This is a genomic window from Faecalibacterium sp. I3-3-89 (assembly GCF_023347275.1).
Lineage (GTDB): Bacteria > Bacillota > Clostridia > Oscillospirales > Ruminococcaceae > Faecalibacterium > Faecalibacterium butyricigenerans.
The window spans coordinates 993,689-1,010,060 of sequence record NZ_CP094468.1; the positions used below are offsets into that span (position 1 = coordinate 993,689).

15 protein-coding genes are annotated in these 16,372 nt (G+C 64.2%); all 15 read left to right on the forward strand.

Going from position 1 to position 16,372, the window contains the following annotated elements; genetic code table 11:
• Positions 1-221 precede the first annotated feature (221 nt).
• The 15 genes from infC (at position 222) to yqeK (ending at position 16,357) form a co-directional block, all read left to right on the forward strand.
• A complete protein-coding gene (gene infC / locus MTP38_RS04640; protein ID WP_249234401.1) occupies positions 222-800 on the forward strand; it encodes a translation initiation factor IF-3 in 579 nt (192 codons plus the stop codon).
• Between the two features lie 18 nt (positions 801-818).
• The gene (gene rpmI, locus MTP38_RS04645; RefSeq protein WP_005928215.1) at positions 819-1,022 is read left to right on the forward strand and encodes a 50S ribosomal protein L35; all 204 of its coding nucleotides are present in this window, start codon (positions 819-821) and stop codon (positions 1,020-1,022) included.
• 53 nt (positions 1,023-1,075) lie between these two features.
• A complete protein-coding gene (rplT, locus tag MTP38_RS04650; RefSeq protein WP_015563667.1) occupies positions 1,076-1,426 on the forward strand; it encodes a 50S ribosomal protein L20 in 351 nt (116 codons plus the stop codon).
• A gap of 79 nt (positions 1,427-1,505) precedes the next feature.
• The gene (locus MTP38_RS04655; RefSeq protein ID WP_249234402.1) at positions 1,506-2,285 is read left to right on the forward strand and encodes a TrmH family RNA methyltransferase; all 780 of its coding nucleotides are present in this window, start codon (positions 1,506-1,508) and stop codon (positions 2,283-2,285) included.
• On the forward strand, positions 2,282-3,427 hold the full coding sequence (dprA, locus tag MTP38_RS04660) for a DNA-processing protein DprA (RefSeq protein WP_249234403.1): 1,146 nt from the start codon (positions 2,282-2,284) through the stop codon (positions 3,425-3,427). Before MTP38_RS04655 ends, dprA begins: the two co-directional genes overlap by 4 nt.
• A gap of 107 nt (positions 3,428-3,534) precedes the next feature.
• On the forward strand, positions 3,535-5,622 hold the full coding sequence (gene topA, locus MTP38_RS04665) for a type I DNA topoisomerase (RefSeq protein WP_227619864.1): 2,088 nt from the start codon (positions 3,535-3,537) through the stop codon (positions 5,620-5,622).
• Between the two features lie 116 nt (positions 5,623-5,738).
• A complete protein-coding gene (gene trmFO, locus MTP38_RS04670) occupies positions 5,739-7,115 on the forward strand; it encodes a methylenetetrahydrofolate--tRNA-(uracil(54)-C(5))-methyltransferase (FADH(2)-oxidizing) TrmFO (RefSeq protein WP_249234404.1) in 1,377 nt (458 codons plus the stop codon).
• 166 nt (positions 7,116-7,281) lie between these two features.
• Positions 7,282-8,289, forward strand: coding sequence for a phosphate acyltransferase PlsX (gene plsX, locus MTP38_RS04675; protein WP_249234405.1), 1,008 nt, complete (start codon positions 7,282-7,284; stop codon positions 8,287-8,289).
• Positions 8,290-8,313: 24 nt separating this feature from the next.
• Positions 8,314-8,988 (forward strand): ribonuclease III, encoded by a 675-nt coding sequence (rnc, locus tag MTP38_RS04680; protein ID WP_227619861.1) that lies wholly within the window; start codon positions 8,314-8,316, stop codon positions 8,986-8,988.
• Between the two features lies 1 nt (position 8,989).
• Positions 8,990-12,547 carry a chromosome segregation protein SMC gene (smc, locus tag MTP38_RS04685; protein WP_249234406.1) on the forward strand — a complete coding sequence of 1,186 codons (3,558 nt, stop codon included), beginning with the start codon at positions 8,990-8,992 and terminating at the stop codon, positions 12,545-12,547.
• 206 nt (positions 12,548-12,753) lie between these two features.
• A complete protein-coding gene (ftsY, locus tag MTP38_RS04690; protein ID WP_227619859.1) occupies positions 12,754-13,695 on the forward strand; it encodes a signal recognition particle-docking protein FtsY in 942 nt (313 codons plus the stop codon).
• A gap of 271 nt (positions 13,696-13,966) precedes the next feature.
• The gene (gene rdgB / locus MTP38_RS04695) at positions 13,967-14,605 is read left to right on the forward strand and encodes an RdgB/HAM1 family non-canonical purine NTP pyrophosphatase (protein WP_249234407.1); all 639 of its coding nucleotides are present in this window, start codon (positions 13,967-13,969) and stop codon (positions 14,603-14,605) included.
• Positions 14,606-14,854: 249 nt separating this feature from the next.
• Positions 14,855-15,151, forward strand: coding sequence for a YhbY family RNA-binding protein (locus MTP38_RS04700; protein WP_227619857.1), 297 nt, complete (start codon positions 14,855-14,857; stop codon positions 15,149-15,151).
• Complete coding sequence (nadD, locus tag MTP38_RS04705) at positions 15,151-15,828, forward strand: nicotinate (nicotinamide) nucleotide adenylyltransferase (RefSeq protein WP_249234408.1); 678 nt, start codon at positions 15,151-15,153, stop codon at positions 15,826-15,828. Before MTP38_RS04700 ends, nadD begins: the two co-directional genes overlap by 1 nt.
• Positions 15,782-16,357: a bis(5'-nucleosyl)-tetraphosphatase (symmetrical) YqeK gene (gene yqeK, locus MTP38_RS04710; RefSeq protein ID WP_227619855.1), complete on the forward strand. Its 576-nt coding sequence runs from the start codon at positions 15,782-15,784 to the stop codon at positions 16,355-16,357. The genes nadD and yqeK overlap by 47 nt, the downstream gene beginning before the upstream one ends.
• The last annotated feature ends 15 nt before the right edge of the window (positions 16,358-16,372 follow it).

The window sequence follows — 16,372 nt, forward strand, 5'->3', positions numbered from 1 at the left end:
TCAAACATAAAATTTCAAAAAAGCGCATAAAAATGCTTGACAGCCTCTCCGGGGTGTGGTAGAATACTTGAGTAAAGAAAGCAGCTACGGCCTGTGCCGCGCTCGCCTTGTGGAGTCTGGACTCCCGGGCTATACCCTGAACCGGTTCGTCTTAAAGAACGAATCGCGCTTTTGAGTGAATTTCGCGCGGCTGTCCCGAAACTGGGGCGGCCGCGTTTTCTATGCCAAAAACGCAACACTATGGACTATTGTTTGGAGGTGCATTCATTATCGCTACCGCTGGAAAGTCGAAGGAACTGGAGATCAACGGTCAGATCCGTGACCGTGAGGTTCGCCTGATCGGTGCTGACGGCGAGCAGAAGGGCGTGGTCAGCATTCAGGTGGCCATGCGCGCTGCTGAGGACGCCGGCCTTGATCTGGTCAAGATCGCCCCGCAGGCTGTCCCGCCTGTGTGCAAGGTGCTGGATTACGGCAAGTACCGCTTTGAACAGCAGAAGAAGGAGAAGGAAGCCAAGAAGAACCAGAAGGTGGTCGAAGTCAAAGAGACCCGCCTCTCGCTCAACATTGACACCAACGACTTCAACACCAAGCTGAACCAGACGGCCAAGTTTCTGGCCGCTGGCCACAAGGTAAAGGCTTCGATCCGTTTCCGCGGCCGTGAGATGGCGCACAGCGCTCTGGGCGCCGACGTGCTGAAGCGCTTCGCTGAGGCCCTGCCTCAGGCAAGCATGGATAAGCCGCCGGTCCTCGAGGGCCGTACGATGTCCATTCTGCTGATCCCGAAACCCAATAAGGACTAATTTTAGGAGGATACTAAAATGGCTAAGATGAAACTGAAGACGCACTCCGGCGCTAAGAAGCGCTTTAAGCTGACCAAGAACGGCAAGATCAAGCGCGGTCATGCATTCCGCAGCCACATCCTGACCAAGAAGACCACCAAGCTGACCCGTGGCTACCGTCAGCCCAGCTACGTTGACAAGACCAACGCAGCTACCATCAAGAGCATGCTGCCCTACGCCTAAGAGCGAGCCGCAAGCAAACACATTCTACTGAGATACTAAAGGAGATATAAAAAATGGCACGTATTAAGGGCGCAACCATGACTCACAAACGTCGCAAGAAGATGCTGAAGCTGGCCAAGGGCTTCTACGGCTGCAAGAGCAAGCACTTTAAGATGGCTAAGCAGCAGGTCATGAAGAGCGGCAACTACGCTCTGGCTGGCCGCCGCATGAAGAAGCGTCAGTTCCGCAACCTGTGGATATGCCGCATCAACAACGCTGTCCGTCCTCTGGGCATGAACTACTCCAGCTTCATGGCTGGCCTGAAGAAGGCTGGCATCGAGCTGAACCGCAAGATGCTCAGCGAGATGGCCATCAACGATCCCAAGAGCTTCGCAGCTCTGGTCGAGACCGTGAAGAACGCCTAATAGACCTTAAAAAAGACGCCCGCGCGTACTGATACGCGGGCGTCCTTTTTGTATGTTTTGGCAGTAGGAGGAAAGACGGATGGAGAAGATCACCAGCCGGGAAAACGCAAAAGTCAAATACGCCTGCCGTCTGGCGTCCAGCGGGGCGTTCCGCCGCGCCGAGGGCCGCTTTCTGGCCGAGGGGCGGAAGCTCTGCCCCGAGCTTTGCCGGGGCGCAGAGCTGGAGACCCTCTTCTGCACCGAGGCGGCGCTGGAAAAATGCCCGGAGCTTTCCGGCCTGCCGGGGGAGCACTATCTGGTGGAGGACCATGTGGCCGACAAGCTGGCCGACGTGGGCACCCATCAGGGGGTGTTCGGTGTTTTCCGCACGCCGGTGCATACCTTGGAAGAGGTGAAGAAGGGCGGACGCTACCTCGCCCTCGAGCGGGTGCAGGACCCCGGCAATGTGGGCACCCTGCTGCGCTCGGCAGCGGCCTTCGGCTTCGACGGCGTGCTGCTCAGCGACGGCTGTGCCAGCGTTTTCGCCCCCAAGACTCTCCGGGCCTCCATGGGGGCAGCGGTGCGCATCCCGGTCATCGAGGCCGGAAAGATGCCCGAGACCATCGCCCGGCTGCGGGCACTGGGCATCACCTGTCTCGCCGCTGCCCTCTACCAGTCCCAGCCCCTGAGCGCGGCGGCGTCCAGCTGCCCGGACGGCGTCTGCGTCGTCATCGGTAGCGAGGGACAGGGCCTGACGGATGAGACCATCGCCGCCTGCACCGGCACGGTGCGCATCCCCATGACCGACCGGGTCGAGAGCCTGAACGCAGGCATTGCGGGCAGCATCCTGCTGTGGCACTTCCGGGAGGAGAGCCTGTGAACCGGGCCGGGGAGGGGCAGCTGAGCCTTTTCCCGCCCGAGCCTGTCCCCGACCCGCTCCTGTGCTGGCTCTGGCTGGCGGGGACGCTGGGGGCGGGCAGCCTGCGGGCCGGAGCCGTGCTGGATGCTTTCGGTGGAGCGCAGGAGGCATGGGAGGCCCGGGACACCGATGCCTTCGCCGCCGCTGTCGGCCCTGCCGCCGCCCAGCGGGCTTGTCTGCCCGACAACACGCCGGTGCACTACAGCGCTTTTGCGCGGCGGTGTGCGGCCCGCCGCATCCGCATCCTGACCTATGACGACCCCGACTACCCGCTGGCCTTCTCCCGCATCCCGGATATGCCGCTGGTGCTCTACTGCACCGGCGACCCCCGCTGGCTCAACGAGCCTGCCGCCGTGGGGATGGTGGGGACGAGAAGACCCACCGAATACGGCCTGCGGGCCGCTGCTGACATCGGGAAGGGCCTCGCCCGGGCGGGGGCCATCATCGTGAGCGGTCTGGCCGACGGGCTGGACAGTGCCGGACACCGGGCGGCGGTGGGGGAGAACTGCCCCACCATCGCGGTGATGGGCGTCCCCATCGACCGCACCTATCCCGCCGCCAACCGGGAGCTGCGCCGGGCCATCGAGCAGAAGGGCTGCGTCATCAGCGAGTACCCGCCCGAGAACGACGCTGTGGGGACGGTGGGCTTTTTGCAGCGCAACCGCCTCATCGCGGCCCTCTCGGGGGCGCTGGTGGTGCTGGAAGCCAAGGAAAAGAGCGGCACCATGTCCACCGTGGCCCACGCGGAGCGGTACGGCAAGCCGGTGTTCGCGCTGCCGGGAAGCATCTTTTCGCCTTCCTCGGCGGGGACGAACGCTCTTCTGCGGGATGGCCGCGCAAAAGCGGTCTGTACAGCAGAGGATTTATTTGGTACACTGGGGCTGAGCGCTGCAAGGCCGGCCCCGCCGCCCAAGGCTGCGCCCCAGCCTCTGAGCGAGAACGAGCGGCTCGTGCTCTCCTGCATGAGCGGCAGAACGCAGGGCATCGAGGAGCTGGGCGTCAGGAGCGGCCTGCCCACGGCGGCACTGCTGGGCGTCCTGATGCGGCTCGAGCTTTCCGGCAGGGTGACCTGCCTGCCGGGCAAACGGTATATTCTGCGCTGAGGACGCGCAATTTAAAGAGAGCAAACCTCTCAGTCCGCCAAGGCCGGGCTTCGCCTCTGCCCGCGCGGCAGCGGCTGATGAGGATCTATATATAGGAGTAAAGTGTAATGGCAAAACTCGTGATCGTGGAGTCGCCTGCCAAGGCGAAGACCATCGGCAAATATCTGGGCAACGACTATGAGGTTACGGCCAGCATGGGCCATATCCGCGACTTGCCCGCCTCCCAGCTGGGCATCGATGTCGAGCATGACTATACGCCGCAGTACATCAGCATCAAGGGCAAGGAAAAGCTCATCAAGGAGCTGAAGAGCAAGGCCAAACACGCCGACGGCGTGATCCTTGCGACCGACCCGGACCGCGAAGGCGAAGCCATCAGCTGGCATCTGGCCAACATCCTCGGCCTTGACCCCCACGCCCCCAACCGCGTGACCTTCGATGAGATCACCAAGAAGGGCGTCAAGGAGGGCATGGCCCACCCCCGCGCCATCGACGAAGACCTCTTCAACGCCCAGCAGGCCCGCCGTGTGCTGGACCGTCTCGTGGGCTACAAGCTCAGCCCCTTCCTCTGGCGGAAGGTGCGCCGGGGCCTGTCGGCGGGCCGTGTCCAGAGCGTAGCCGTCCGCCTTATCGACGACCGCGAGAAGGAGATCGAGGCCTTCAAGCCCGAGGAATACTGGAACGTGGACGCCACGCTGGGCGTGGGCCACAAGAGTTTCACCGCCCGGCTGGCCTCTGACGCCAAGGGCAAAAAGCTCCTGCCCCGCACCGAGGCTGAGGCCCGCGCCATCGAGCAGGGCCTCGAGGGGGCCGAGTACACCGTGACCGAGCTGAAGAAGGGCAAGCGCGCAAAGCAGCCCACTCCGGCCTTCATTACCAGTACGCTGCAGCAGGAGGCCTCCCGCCGTCTGGGCTTTACGGCCACCCGCACCATGCGGGCCGCCCAGACCCTCTACGAAGGTGTGGACATCGCGGGCCACGGCACCATGGGCCTCATCACCTATATGCGTACCGACAGCCTCCGCATCTCGGATGAGGCCGTCGCCGCCGCTAAGGAGTATATCGCCGGGGCCTACGGCGAGAGCTACATCTGCCCCTACAAGCGCACTTGGAAGACCAAGAGCGCCACGGCAGCGCAGGACGCCCATGAGGCCATCCGCCCCTCTGTGCCGGGCCTGACCCCCGATGAAGTGGACAAGAGCATCAGCGGCGACACCGCCAAGCTCTACCGGATGATCTGGAGCCGCTTCATGGCCAGCCAGATGGCCGACTGCCAGCAGGACACCGTCTCCGTCACCGTCACCGCCGGGGGCTACCGCTTCAAGGCCAGCGGCTACACCGTCACCTTCGACGGCTTTACCGTTCTCTACGAGGAGGCCACCGACGAGAAGGAGAAGAAGGAGACCAGCCTGCCCCCTCTCGAGGAGGGTCAGGTGCTCAAGCTGCGGGAGCTGAAGAGCGAGCAGAAGTTCACCCAGCCCCCCGCCCGCTATACCGAAGCCACCCTCATCAAGGCGCTGGAAGAGAACGGCATCGGCCGCCCCTCTACCTACGCCCCCATCATCACCACCATCATCGACCGCGGCTATGTGGAGCGGGAGCAGAAGAAGCTCAAGCCCACCCTGCTGGGCCGTGCCGTGGACGGCCTGATGCTGGAGCAGTTCCCCCACATCGTGGACGTGGACTTCTCCGCGGAGATGGAAAAGAACCTTGATAAGGTGGAGAGCGGCAAGGCCGACTGGCACAAGACGGTGGACGACTTCTACAAGGGCTTCGCCGCCAGCCTCGAGCAGGCCGAGAAGAACATGGAAGGCAAGAAGGTCAAGGTGCCCGATGAACCGTCCAGCGAGGTCTGCGACCTCTGCGGACGCCCCATGGTCATCAAGGTGGGCAAGTTCGGCAAGTTCCTTGCCTGCAGCGGCTTCCCCGAGTGCCGGGGCACCAAGCGTCTCGTGAAGGATACCGGCGGCATCTGCCCCAAGTGCGGCAAGGGCCGTATGCTGGAGCGCAAGAGCGCCAAGGGCCGCATCTACTACGGCTGCGAGCGCTACCCCGACTGCGACTTCATGACCTGGGATATGCCGGTACCCACCAAGTGTGAGAAGTGCGGCTCCACTCTCTTCCGCAAAGGCTCCAAGCTCTACTGCGCAAAGGAGGGCTGCGGCTTCGAGATGCCGGTGCCGAAAAAAGGCGATTAAGATTGAACCTCTCAGTCTGCTTCGCAGACAGCTCCCCTATCGAGGGGAGCCTTTGGCAGTGCGGGAAAGTCTTCGCTGACTGCCTTGAGCTTGAAGTGAGATAAAAGGGATATTAAATGAGCAACTATAAAGTTACCGTATTAGGCGCCGGTCTGGCGGGCTGCGAAGCGGCCCTCTGGCTGGCGGGCCGGGGCGTGCAGGTGGAGCTTTACGAGCAGAAGCCCACACACTTCTCCCCGGCCCACAAGAGCGAGGGTTTCGCGGAGCTGATCTGCTCCAACAGCCTCAAGGCCGAGCGGCTGGACTCCGCCTCCGGCCTGCTGAAGGAGGAGATGCGCCGGATGGGCAGCCAGCTCCTGAATGCCGCCGAGACGGCCCGCGTGGCCGCAGGCGGTGCGCTGGCGGTAGACCGCGACACCTTCAGCGCCGAAGTCACCCGGATGGTGGAGGAATGCCCGGGCATCACCGTCCACCGCGAGCGGGTGGAGCACATTGATGAGAGCGCCCCCGTCCTCGTGGCCACCGGCCCGCTGACCGACGGCGCGCTGGCGGACGAGATCGGACGCCTCACCGGAGATGAGCGCCTCCACTTCTATGACGCTGTGGCTCCCATCGTGACGGCGGAGAGCCTCGACTACGAGAAGGTCTTTGCCGCCTCCCGGTACGACCGGGGCGAGGCCGACTACCTCAACTGCCCCTTCAATAAGGCCGAGTACGAGGCCTTCCACGCCGCGCTGGCCTCTGCCGAGCGCGCTCCCCTCCACGATTTTGATGCAGGGGCAGAGCAGGGCGCACAGCCCGACCCCGACGCCCACGGCAAGAAGGCCGACACCGTCACGGTCTATGAGGGCTGTATGCCCATCGAGATCATGGCGGCGCGGGGCGCGGACACCATGCGGTTCGGCCCGCTGCGCCCGGTGGGCCTCATCGACCCCCGCACGGGCCACCGCCCGTGGGCCAACGTCCAGCTCCGGGCTGAAAATAAGGAGCGGACGCTGTATAATATCGTGGGTTTCCAGACCAACCTGAAATGGGGAGAGCAGAAGCGGGTGTTCAGCATGATCCCCGGCCTCGAGAACGCCGAGTTCGTCCGGTACGGCGTTATGCACCGCAACACCTTCCTCGACGCGCCCCGGGTGCTGAGCACCGGCCTGTACCTCAAGGAGCACCCCAATGTCTTCTTCGCGGGCCAGATCACCGGCTTTGAGGGCTATATGGAGAGCGCGGCCTGCGGCCTGCTGGCGGCCCGCAGCCTCTACGCCCGTCTGGAGGGGAAAGAGCTGCCCGCGCCGCCCATCGATACCATGTGCGGCGCGCTCATCCAGTACCTCACCACCGAGAACAAGCATTTCCAGCCGATGGGCGCGAACATGGGCATCCTGCCCCCGCTGCCCGCCGAGACCCGCCCGCGGGACAAGCGCCTGCGTTACATGGCCGTGGCCGAACGCGCCGTGGCCAGCTTCCAGCAGTGGCTGGAGGAAACTTCTCTGTAAAATGGACAACCTCTCAGTCTCGCTTCGCTCGACAGCTCCCCTACCGAGGGGAGCCTCTGGCGAAGAGGAAAAGCTTTCCGGAATGCCAAGGCCTCCCCTCGGTAGGGGAGGTGGCACGCCGCAGGCGTGACGGAGAGGTTATCCCCCAAGAAGGGAGACAAAACCTATGAAGATCATCGTGGATATGATGGGCGGCGACAACGCCCCGCTGGCTGTGCTGGAGGGCGCAGCCGCAGCTGTCAAGGAGTATGGCGTCCAGCTCATCGGCGTGGGCGATGAGGCCCTTGTCCGCAAGACTGCTGCGGACAACAACATCCCGCTGGACGGCATCGAGCTGGTCAACTGCACCGAGGTCATCGAGATGTGCGACGAGCCGGCCAGGGCCATCCGCACCAAGAAGGACTCCTCCATCGTCGTGGGCCTGAACCTGCTGAAGGAGGGCAGGGGCGACGCATTCGTCTCGGCCGGCAGCACCGGCGCGCTCCATGTGGGCGCGAGCCTTATCGTCCGCACCCTGCGGGGCATCAAGCGCCCGGCGCTGGCCACCATGGTGCCTGCCAAGAATAAGGCCTACCTGCTGCTGGACTGCGGCGCGAATGTGGAGTGCCGCCCCGAGATGCTGGCTGCCTTCGCCGTCATGGGCAGCTGCTATGTGAACAAGGTAGAGGGCCGCACCTCCCCCAGCGTGGCGCTGGCCAACAACGGCGCGGAGGAGAGCAAGGGCACGCCCATGCTTAAGGAGGCCCACCAGCTCCTCAAGACCACCCCGGGCATCCGCTTTGTGGGCAACATCGAGCCGCGGGACGTGCCGAACGGCGACGTGGACGTCGTCGTCTGCGACGGTTTTACCGGCAACGTCATCCTCAAGCTTACCGAGGGCGTGGCCAAGATGCTGCTGGGGATGCTGAAGGAGATGTTCCTGAAAAATCTGGGCGGAAAGCTGGCTTTCCTGCTGCTGAAGAACAGCGTGTCCGGCCTCAAGCATCAGATGGACAGCGAGGAGTACGGCGGCGCACCCTTCCTCGGCGCAAAGCAGCCGGTCATCAAGGCCCACGGCTCCTCCAAGGCCAAGGGCATCAAGAACGCCATCCGGCAGGCAAAGATCTGCGTGGAAAACGACCTGTGCGGCACCATGCAGACTGCGCTGGATGAGCTGAATACTGCGAAGGAATAAGGAAATCAAGGGAGTTAAAAAGACATGAGCCATCCGTTGGAAACTATCATTGGCTACAAGTTCAAGCACCCGGAGCTGCTGGAAACGGCGCTCACCCACACCAGCTACGCCAACGAGACCCGCCCGCCGGTCAAGCACAATGAGCGTCTGGAATTTCTGGGCGACAGCGTGCTTCAGATCGTTTCGGCAGACTACCTCTTCCACGCCTACGCCGACCGTCCCGAGGGCGACCTGACCCGCATCCGTGCCAGCCTCGTCAGCGAGGGGGCGCTGTTCCAGTTTGCGCAGGAGATCCATCTGGGCGACTACCTGCGTCTGGGCCGCGGCGAGGAGCGCTGCGGCGGACGCACCCGCCCCAGCGTCGTGTCGGACGCCTTCGAGGCTGTCATTGCCGCCCTCTATCTTGACGGCGGCATGGAGGTGGCCAAGGGCTTCATCCTGCCCTTCATCACCGAGGGCAAGCACGCCGAGGCCGACTACAAGACCCGTCTGCAGGAGATCGTCCAGCAGAACCCCGAAGAGAAACTGAGCTATGTGGTGGAGCAGGAGACCGGCCCCGACCATGACAAGCACTTCGTGGTGGCGGTCCGGTTCAACTCGGACTGCATCGCCCGGGGCGAGGGCCGCAGTAAGAAGATGGCAGAGCAGCACGCTGCCCGGGAGGCCCTGAAGCTGCTGGGCGTCATTAAGGAAAAGTAAAATGGTGTTCAAGGAACTGGAGATCCAAGGCTTCAAGAGCTTTCCGGACAAGGTCCGGATACGGTTCGACGAGGGCGTCACCGGCGTCGTCGGCCCCAACGGCTCGGGCAAGTCGAACCTGTCGGACGCGGTGCGGTGGGTGCTGGGCGAGACCAGCTCCCGCCAGCTTCGCGCTGCCGGCAAGATGGAGGACGTCATCTTTGGCGGTACCCGCCGCCGGGGGGCCATGGGCTTTGCCATGGTGCGTCTGACACTGGACAACAGCGCCCACACGCTGGACATCGACGCTGATGAGGCCGTCATCGGCCGCAAATACTACCGCTCCGGCGAGAGCGAATACACCATCAACGGTCAGGTCTGCCGCCTCAAAGACATCTACGAGCTGCTGCTGGACACCGGCATCGGCCGGGATGGCTACTCCGTCATCGGGCAGGGCCGCATCGCGGAGATCGTCGCCGCAAAGAGCAGCGAGCGCCGCGAGATCTTCGAGGAGGCCTGCGGCATCGCAAAGTACCGCTACCGCAGGAACGAGGCCGAGCGCCGTCTGGCCGCAGCGGCCGAGAACCTCGAGCGTCTGCGGGACATCCTCGGCGAGCTGGAGGCCCGGGTCGGCCCGCTGGAAAAAGAGAGCGAAAAGGCCCAGCGCTTCCTCGAGCTGAGCGCCCGGCGCAAGACGCTGGAAGTTACCCTCTGGACCGACGGCGTCCACCGCGCCCGGGAGGCCGTCCGCCGTCAGGTGCGGGACTATGAGACCGCGCAGGCCGACTATGAGCGGTTCGACCGGGAGGCCAAGGCCGCCGAAGCCGAGGCTGAGAAGATCCGTATGCAGGCACAGCAGCTGACCATCGCCGTCGAGCGCCTGAATGGGGATATTCGCAGCATCACCGAAGAACTGAACGGCAGCGACAGCCGTATCGCCGTGCTGGAAAACGACATCGCCCGCAACGAGGAGAGTGCCGCTGCTTTACAGGCGGACATCGCCGCCGGGGAGCAGGACAGCACCGAGGCCGCCGCCGCGCTGGAACGCCACCGCGCCGTGGCCCGGTCGATGGCGGCAGCAGGAGAGAAGCTGGCCGCAGAGCTGGCCGAGCTGGATGCAGAGCTTCTGCGGCTGACCAGTGAGAACAACGCCAGCGGTGCCCGCCGGGACACCCTGCGGGCAGAGGTGGCCGACCTGACTGCCAAGCGCACTGAGGCACAGGTGGCGAAAGCTGCTGCCGAGGCTGCCGCTGAGGCGGCGCAGCAGCAGCTGCCCACCCTCGCCGAGAACGCTGAGGCCCTCGAGGCCCAGCGGGATGAAGCAAAGCAGGACCTCGCCGATACCATCCAGTACCGGAAGCTGCTGGACGAGAACGAAAAGCAGCTGGCCAACGTCAGGGCGGGCCTCAGCCTCAAGCTCAAGGGCCGGAAAGCCGCCCTCAGCGAGGCCGATGCCGCCGAGCAGAAGCTGGGCCGGGAGCTGGATGCTGCCCGCCAGCGCCTCGGCGTGCTGAAAGAGCTGGAAAAGAACATGGACGGCTACCAGAACTCGGTCAAGACCGTCATGCGCGCCGCCTCGGCCCGCCGCCTGCGGGGCATCATCGGGCCGGTGTCGTCCATCCTCAGCGTCGAGCCGGGCCGGGAAGTGGCCATCGAGACGGCGCTGGGCGGCGCTTTGCAGAACATCGTGGTGGAGAACGAAGCCGCCGCCAAGGCTGGCATCGCCCTCCTCCGCAGCGAGAATGCGGGCCGCGCCACCTTTCTGCCGCTGGATACCGTCCAGCCCGGCTTTTTCCGGGGAAACCTCTCCGGTTCGGCCCGGCTGGCCTCCACCCTCGTGAAGGCAGACCCCCGCTACGCCAACATCGTGTCGAACCTGCTGGGCCGCATCGTGGTGGTGGACGACATCAACGAAGCCTCCCGGGTGGCCCGGGAGCTGGGTTACCACAACAAGGTGGTGACGCTGGATGGTCAGGTCATCAACGCAGGCGGCAGTTTCACCGGCGGCAGCGTCCAGCGGTCGGCGGGCCTGTTCACCCGCAGGCAGGAGATGGAAGAGCTGCGGGTCAAGGCCGCCAAGCTCCAGAAGGACTGCCTCGCGGCACAGGAGCGCACCGACGAGCTGAAGACGCAGACCGATGCGCTGGCCGCAGAGCTGACCGCCGCCGAGAGCGAGATCATCACTGCCGCCAATGACCGCGTCCGCGCCGAGGCCGAGCAGAAACGGCTTGAGGCGGCTGTGACGCAGTCGGAAGCTGCTCTTGCAGGCCGTCAGGACGAGATGGAGCGGTGGAAGGCCCAGCTGGAAGCCGCCCGCGCCCGGGCCGACGAGGCAGAGAAGCAGGAAGCGGCCTTCGCCGCCGACATCGCCGCCCGCACGGCAGAGCTGGAACGCATCGCCGAGGGCGACGACGCCTTCCTTGCCCGGCAGCGGAGCCTCGCCGAGCGGCTGAGTGCCAAGCGGATGGAGCAGCTGGCCCGCCAGAAGGACGCCGAGCTGGCCCGCAGCCAGATCGAGGCGCTGGAAAAGCAGGCCAAGGACGCCGAGAGCCGCCGCGCTGCGCTGGAAGAGAGCCTCACCGCCCTTGCTGCCCGCAGCGGGGCTTGTCAGGAGGAGATCGAAGCCATCCGGCGGGCCAAGGTGGACAGCACCGGACTCATCGCCGAGAAGGAGGCGGAGATCCGTGCTGCCACCGAGAAGCGGCTGCTCTGTCAGAAGAGCGAGACCGAGGCGCTGGCCAAGGGCCGTGCCGCCTCCGACGAGCGGGAAGAGATGGGCCGGGAGATGGCCCGTCTGGCCGAGCGGAAGGCCGCCGCCGAGAGCGAATACGACCAGATGGCCGCAAAGCTCTGGGACGAGTACCAGCTGACCCTCTCGCAGGCCGAGGCGCTCTGTGTGGAGTTCGAGAACATCAACGCCCTCCGGGCACAGGTGGCCGACCTGCGCGGAAAGATCCGCGCACTGGGCAGCGTCAACGTCAGCGCCATTGAGGAATATCAGGAGGTCAAAGCCCGCTACGATGCCCTCCGGGCACAGGTGGAGGACGTTGAGGGCAGCAAAAACGAGCTGACCCGGATGATAAACGGTCTGTCGAACCAGATGAGGGACATCTTCACCGACAGCTTCCGTGCCATCAACGAGAACTTCGGGCGGGTCTTTACGGAGCTGTTCGGCGGCGGCGAGGCCAGCCTCGTCCTCGAGGACGAGAGCGATGTGCTCGCCTGCGGCATCGGCATCCGGGTGGCCCCGCCGGGCAAGGTCATCAAGAATCTGGAGGCGCTGTCCGGCGGCGAACAGGCGCTGGTGGCCATCAGCATCTACTTCGCCATCCTTGCCGTCAACCCTGCGCCCTTCTGCATCCTCGATGAGATCGAAGCCGCGCTGGACGACGCCAACGTCGTCCGCTTTGCCCAGTATCTCCGCCGGGTGAGCGACAAGACCCAGTTCATCGTCATCACCCACCGCCGCGGCACGATGGAGGCCGCCAATGTCCTCTACGGCGTCACCATGCAGGAGGACGGCGTCTCCAAGCTGCTCAAGCTCGACCTTGAACAGGTTGACGCGGAGATGGTTTCGTAGGTATAATAAGACGTAAATCAAACCTCTCCGTCACGGCGGACGCCGTGCCACCTCCCCTCGATAGGGGAGGCCTTGGCATATCGGAAACTTTCCCTCTTCGCCAGAGGCTCCCCTACTAGGGGAGCTGGCGGGCGCAAGCCCGACTGAGAGGTTGTACGAAGGGGTAAGTTGAAAAAGAGAATAAAACCTGAAAAAGGAGAGAACCAATGGGACTCTTTGGATTTGGCAAAAAAGAAAAGGACAAAATGAAGGATGGCCTCGAAAAGACCCGCACGGGCTTTTGGGGCAGCATCATGAACACCCTCACCGGTAGCAAGATCGACGACGACCTTTACGATGAACTGGAAGAGCAGCTCATCCTCGCCGATGTGGGCGGCGATGTGGCCATCAAGCTGGTGGATGCGCTCCGCGACCGGGTGCAGGAAAAGGGCCTCAAGACCGGCGAACAGGCGGCCGACGCTCTGCGCGGCCTCATCGCCGACGAGATGCGCCCGGAGGCCGAGATGGCGCTGGACGGCCACCCCGCCGTCATCCTCGTCATCGGCGTCAACGGCGTGGGCAAGACCACCAGCATCGCCAAGCTGGCCGACTACTACACCCGTCAGGGCAAAAAGGTCATGCTGGCCGCAGGCGACACCTTCCGCGCCGCCGCCAGCGAGCAGCTGGAGATCTGGGCCGGTCGGGCCGGCGTGCCCATCGTCAAGGCAGGCGAGGGTGCGGACCCTGCCGCTGTCATCTTCGACACCGTGAAGTCCGCCGCCGCCCGGGGCTATGACATGGTCATCGCCGACACCGCAGGCCGTCTGCACAACAAGTCGAACCTGATGAATGAGCTGTCCAAGATCAGCCGGAGCGTCAAGAAGGCCGCGCCCGAGGCCAGTCTCGAGACGCTGCTGGTGCTGGACGCCATCACGGGCCAGAACGCCATCAGTCAGGCCAAGGAATTCTGCAAGGCCGCCGACGCCACCGGCATCATCCTCACCAAGCTCGACGGCACGGCGAAGGGCGGCTGCGTGGTGGCCGTCAAACAGCGCCTCGGCCTGCCGGTGCGGTTCATCGGCGTGGGCGAGGGCATCGACGACCTCATCCCCTTCACCCCGGAGGGCTTTGTGGAAGAACTGATCCCCCGCACGGGATGGAAGCATTGAGCCCTCTCCGTCACCTGCGGTGACACCTCTCCCCAAGAGGGGCAACGACGACGACCGCCGCCAGTGGCGGAAACAGGGAGGAGTTGTTGGGGCAGCGGCCAGCAGGATGCGAGCGACAGTGAAGCAGACGCTGGGTGCCGCAACCCGGGTGCGAAGCACCACTGGCGTGCCGGGCAGGCCGACGCTGGACGAGCAAGGCTCGATGCCCCGGAGACAGTAGTGCCCTGCTGCCGAGGGCAGGGAGCAACAGACATAGAAAGGGAGCAACCCGATGAGAATTTGTGCAGCCACCGGCAATGCCGGAAAGCTCCGCGAGCTGCGGCGCATCCTCGAGGCACAGGGCCACGAGGTGGTCAGCCAGAAGGAGCTTGGCATCACCATTGAGCCGGACGAGACCGGCACCACCTTTGAGGAGAATGCCCTCATCAAGGCCGAGACCATCTGCAAGGCCAGCGGCCTGCCCACCATCGCCGACGACTCCGGCCTCTGCGTGGACGCGCTGGGCGGTGCGCCCGGCGTCTACAGCGCCCGCTACTGCGGCCATCACGGCGACGACGAGGCCAACAACGACAAGCTCCTCGAGGAGATGAAGGACGTCCCGGCGGAGCAGCGCGGCGCGAAGTTCGTGGCAGCGGTCTGCTTCATCCTGCCCACCGGCCAGCATCTCACCTGCCGGGGCGAGTGCCCGGGCCGGGTGGCTTTCGAGCGGCTGGCCGGGGACTACGGCTTCGGCTACGACCCGCTGTTCATCCCGGCCGAGTGCGGCGTGGGCAGGACCGGCAAGCGCCCCAACACAGAGGGCCGCAGCTACGCCCAGCTCACCCCCGACGAAAAGGACGCCATCAGCCACCGCGGCAACGCGCTGGCCCAGATGGAGAAGCAGCTGCCGGAGTTTTTGAAAAAGGCCTGAAGGCTCTCCCTTTGGGAGAGCTGGCGCGTAAGCGCCTGAGAGGGCAAGGACGCTGACAGAAAAGTGCAAGCATGGCGATAGCATCGCACTGACAAAGAATCTGCCTATCGCTGTGCGGCGGCTCTTGAAAAACGGGCTTGCCCTCTCCGTCACCTTCGGTGACACCTCTCCCAAAGGGAGAGGCTTGAGCAAGGCCGTACAAAAATTTGACTTGAAAATAAAACGAATGATAAAGGAGAAACTACAATTATGCTGACGAGCAAACAGCGCGCGATCCTGCGCGGCAAGGCAAACACCATGGACCCCGTATTCATCGTGGGTAAGGGCGAGATCGACGAGACCATGATCCAGGGCGTCAAGGACTGCCTCGAGGCCCGCGAACTCATCAAACTGAAGGTGCTGGAGAGCAGCATGTACAACGCCCGTGAGGCTTCCGTCAAGCTGGCGGAGGCCACCGGCGCCGACTGTGTGCAGGTCATCGGCTCCAAGTTCGTGCTCTACCTCCAGAAAAAGAAGGACAGCGCCTACGCCGATCTGCTGAAGTAATGCGGGTCCTGCTTTACGGCGGCTCCTTCGACCCCCCTCACTACGGCCATATGAACAATCTCCGCGCCGCCGCCGCCCGGGTAAGGCCCGACCGCGTGGTGGTCATGCCGGCGGGCGTTTCGCCCTTCAAACAGGGCACGACCGCCTCCGGCCCGCTCCGGGTAGAAATGTGCGGGTGCTTTGCCGCGCTGGCCCGGGAGCTGGGCTTCGGTCTCGAAGTCAGCGGCTGGGAGGTGGAGCAGGCCGCGCTGGGCAGGAAAAATTACAGCGTACTCACGCTGGAAAAGCTGGCCCGGGAGAACCCCGGCGATGAGCTGTATCTGGCCATCGGCAGCGATATGCTGCTCAGCTTCGACGGGTGGTGCCGCTGGGAGGACATCCTGAAGCTGGCCCGTCTGGTGGTCACAAGCCGGAACGTCGGCGACGACCCGGCGCTCCACGCAAAGGCCCACCAGCTGGACGAAAGCGGGAGCCGCATCCTGTTCGCGCCGGTGGAAGCTCTGCCCATGGCGTCCAGCGCCCTCCGCGCACGGCTCGCGGCCGGAGAGGAATGCGAAAAAGAGCTTCCGGCCTCGGTGCGCCGGGTCATCCGGCGCGAGGGGCTTTACACCAAAGGAGAAGAAGTCACAAATGAACCAGAAACAGGCAAAAGAGCTTGTGCGCAGCCGGTTGAGTGACAAGCGCTACGAGCATACCCTGAATGTGAAAAAGATGGCCGTCAAGCTGGCCAAGCGCCACGGCGTGGATGAGAACAGGGCCGCGCTGGCTGCGCTGCTCCATGACGCTGCGAAAGAGATCTCCAAAGACGAGATGCGTGCGCTGATGCGTCAGTATCCCCAGTACGCCGAGGGCGGAGAGGCCCGGCCTACCCCGGTCTGGCACGGCATCTGTGCCGCCATCCTCGCCCGCACCCAGTGGGGCGTGGAGGACGAAGCCATCCTCTCCGCCATCGCCTGCCACACGGCGGGCAAGGCGGGGATGTCCAAGCTGGATAAGGTGGTCTATCTGGCCGACATGACCAGCAAGGAGCGGGACTGGCCCGGCGTGGGAAAGCTGCGGAAGCTGGAGCTGAAGGACCTCGACGCTGCCATGCTGGCGGCCCTCCGGCAGACCAACGATTTCGTCCTCTCGCAGGGCAAGCCGCTGGACCCTGAATCCGCTGCTGCCTACGAGGACATCCTGAACCATCAGAAAAAAGAATGCTGATTGCGAATCGTGGGG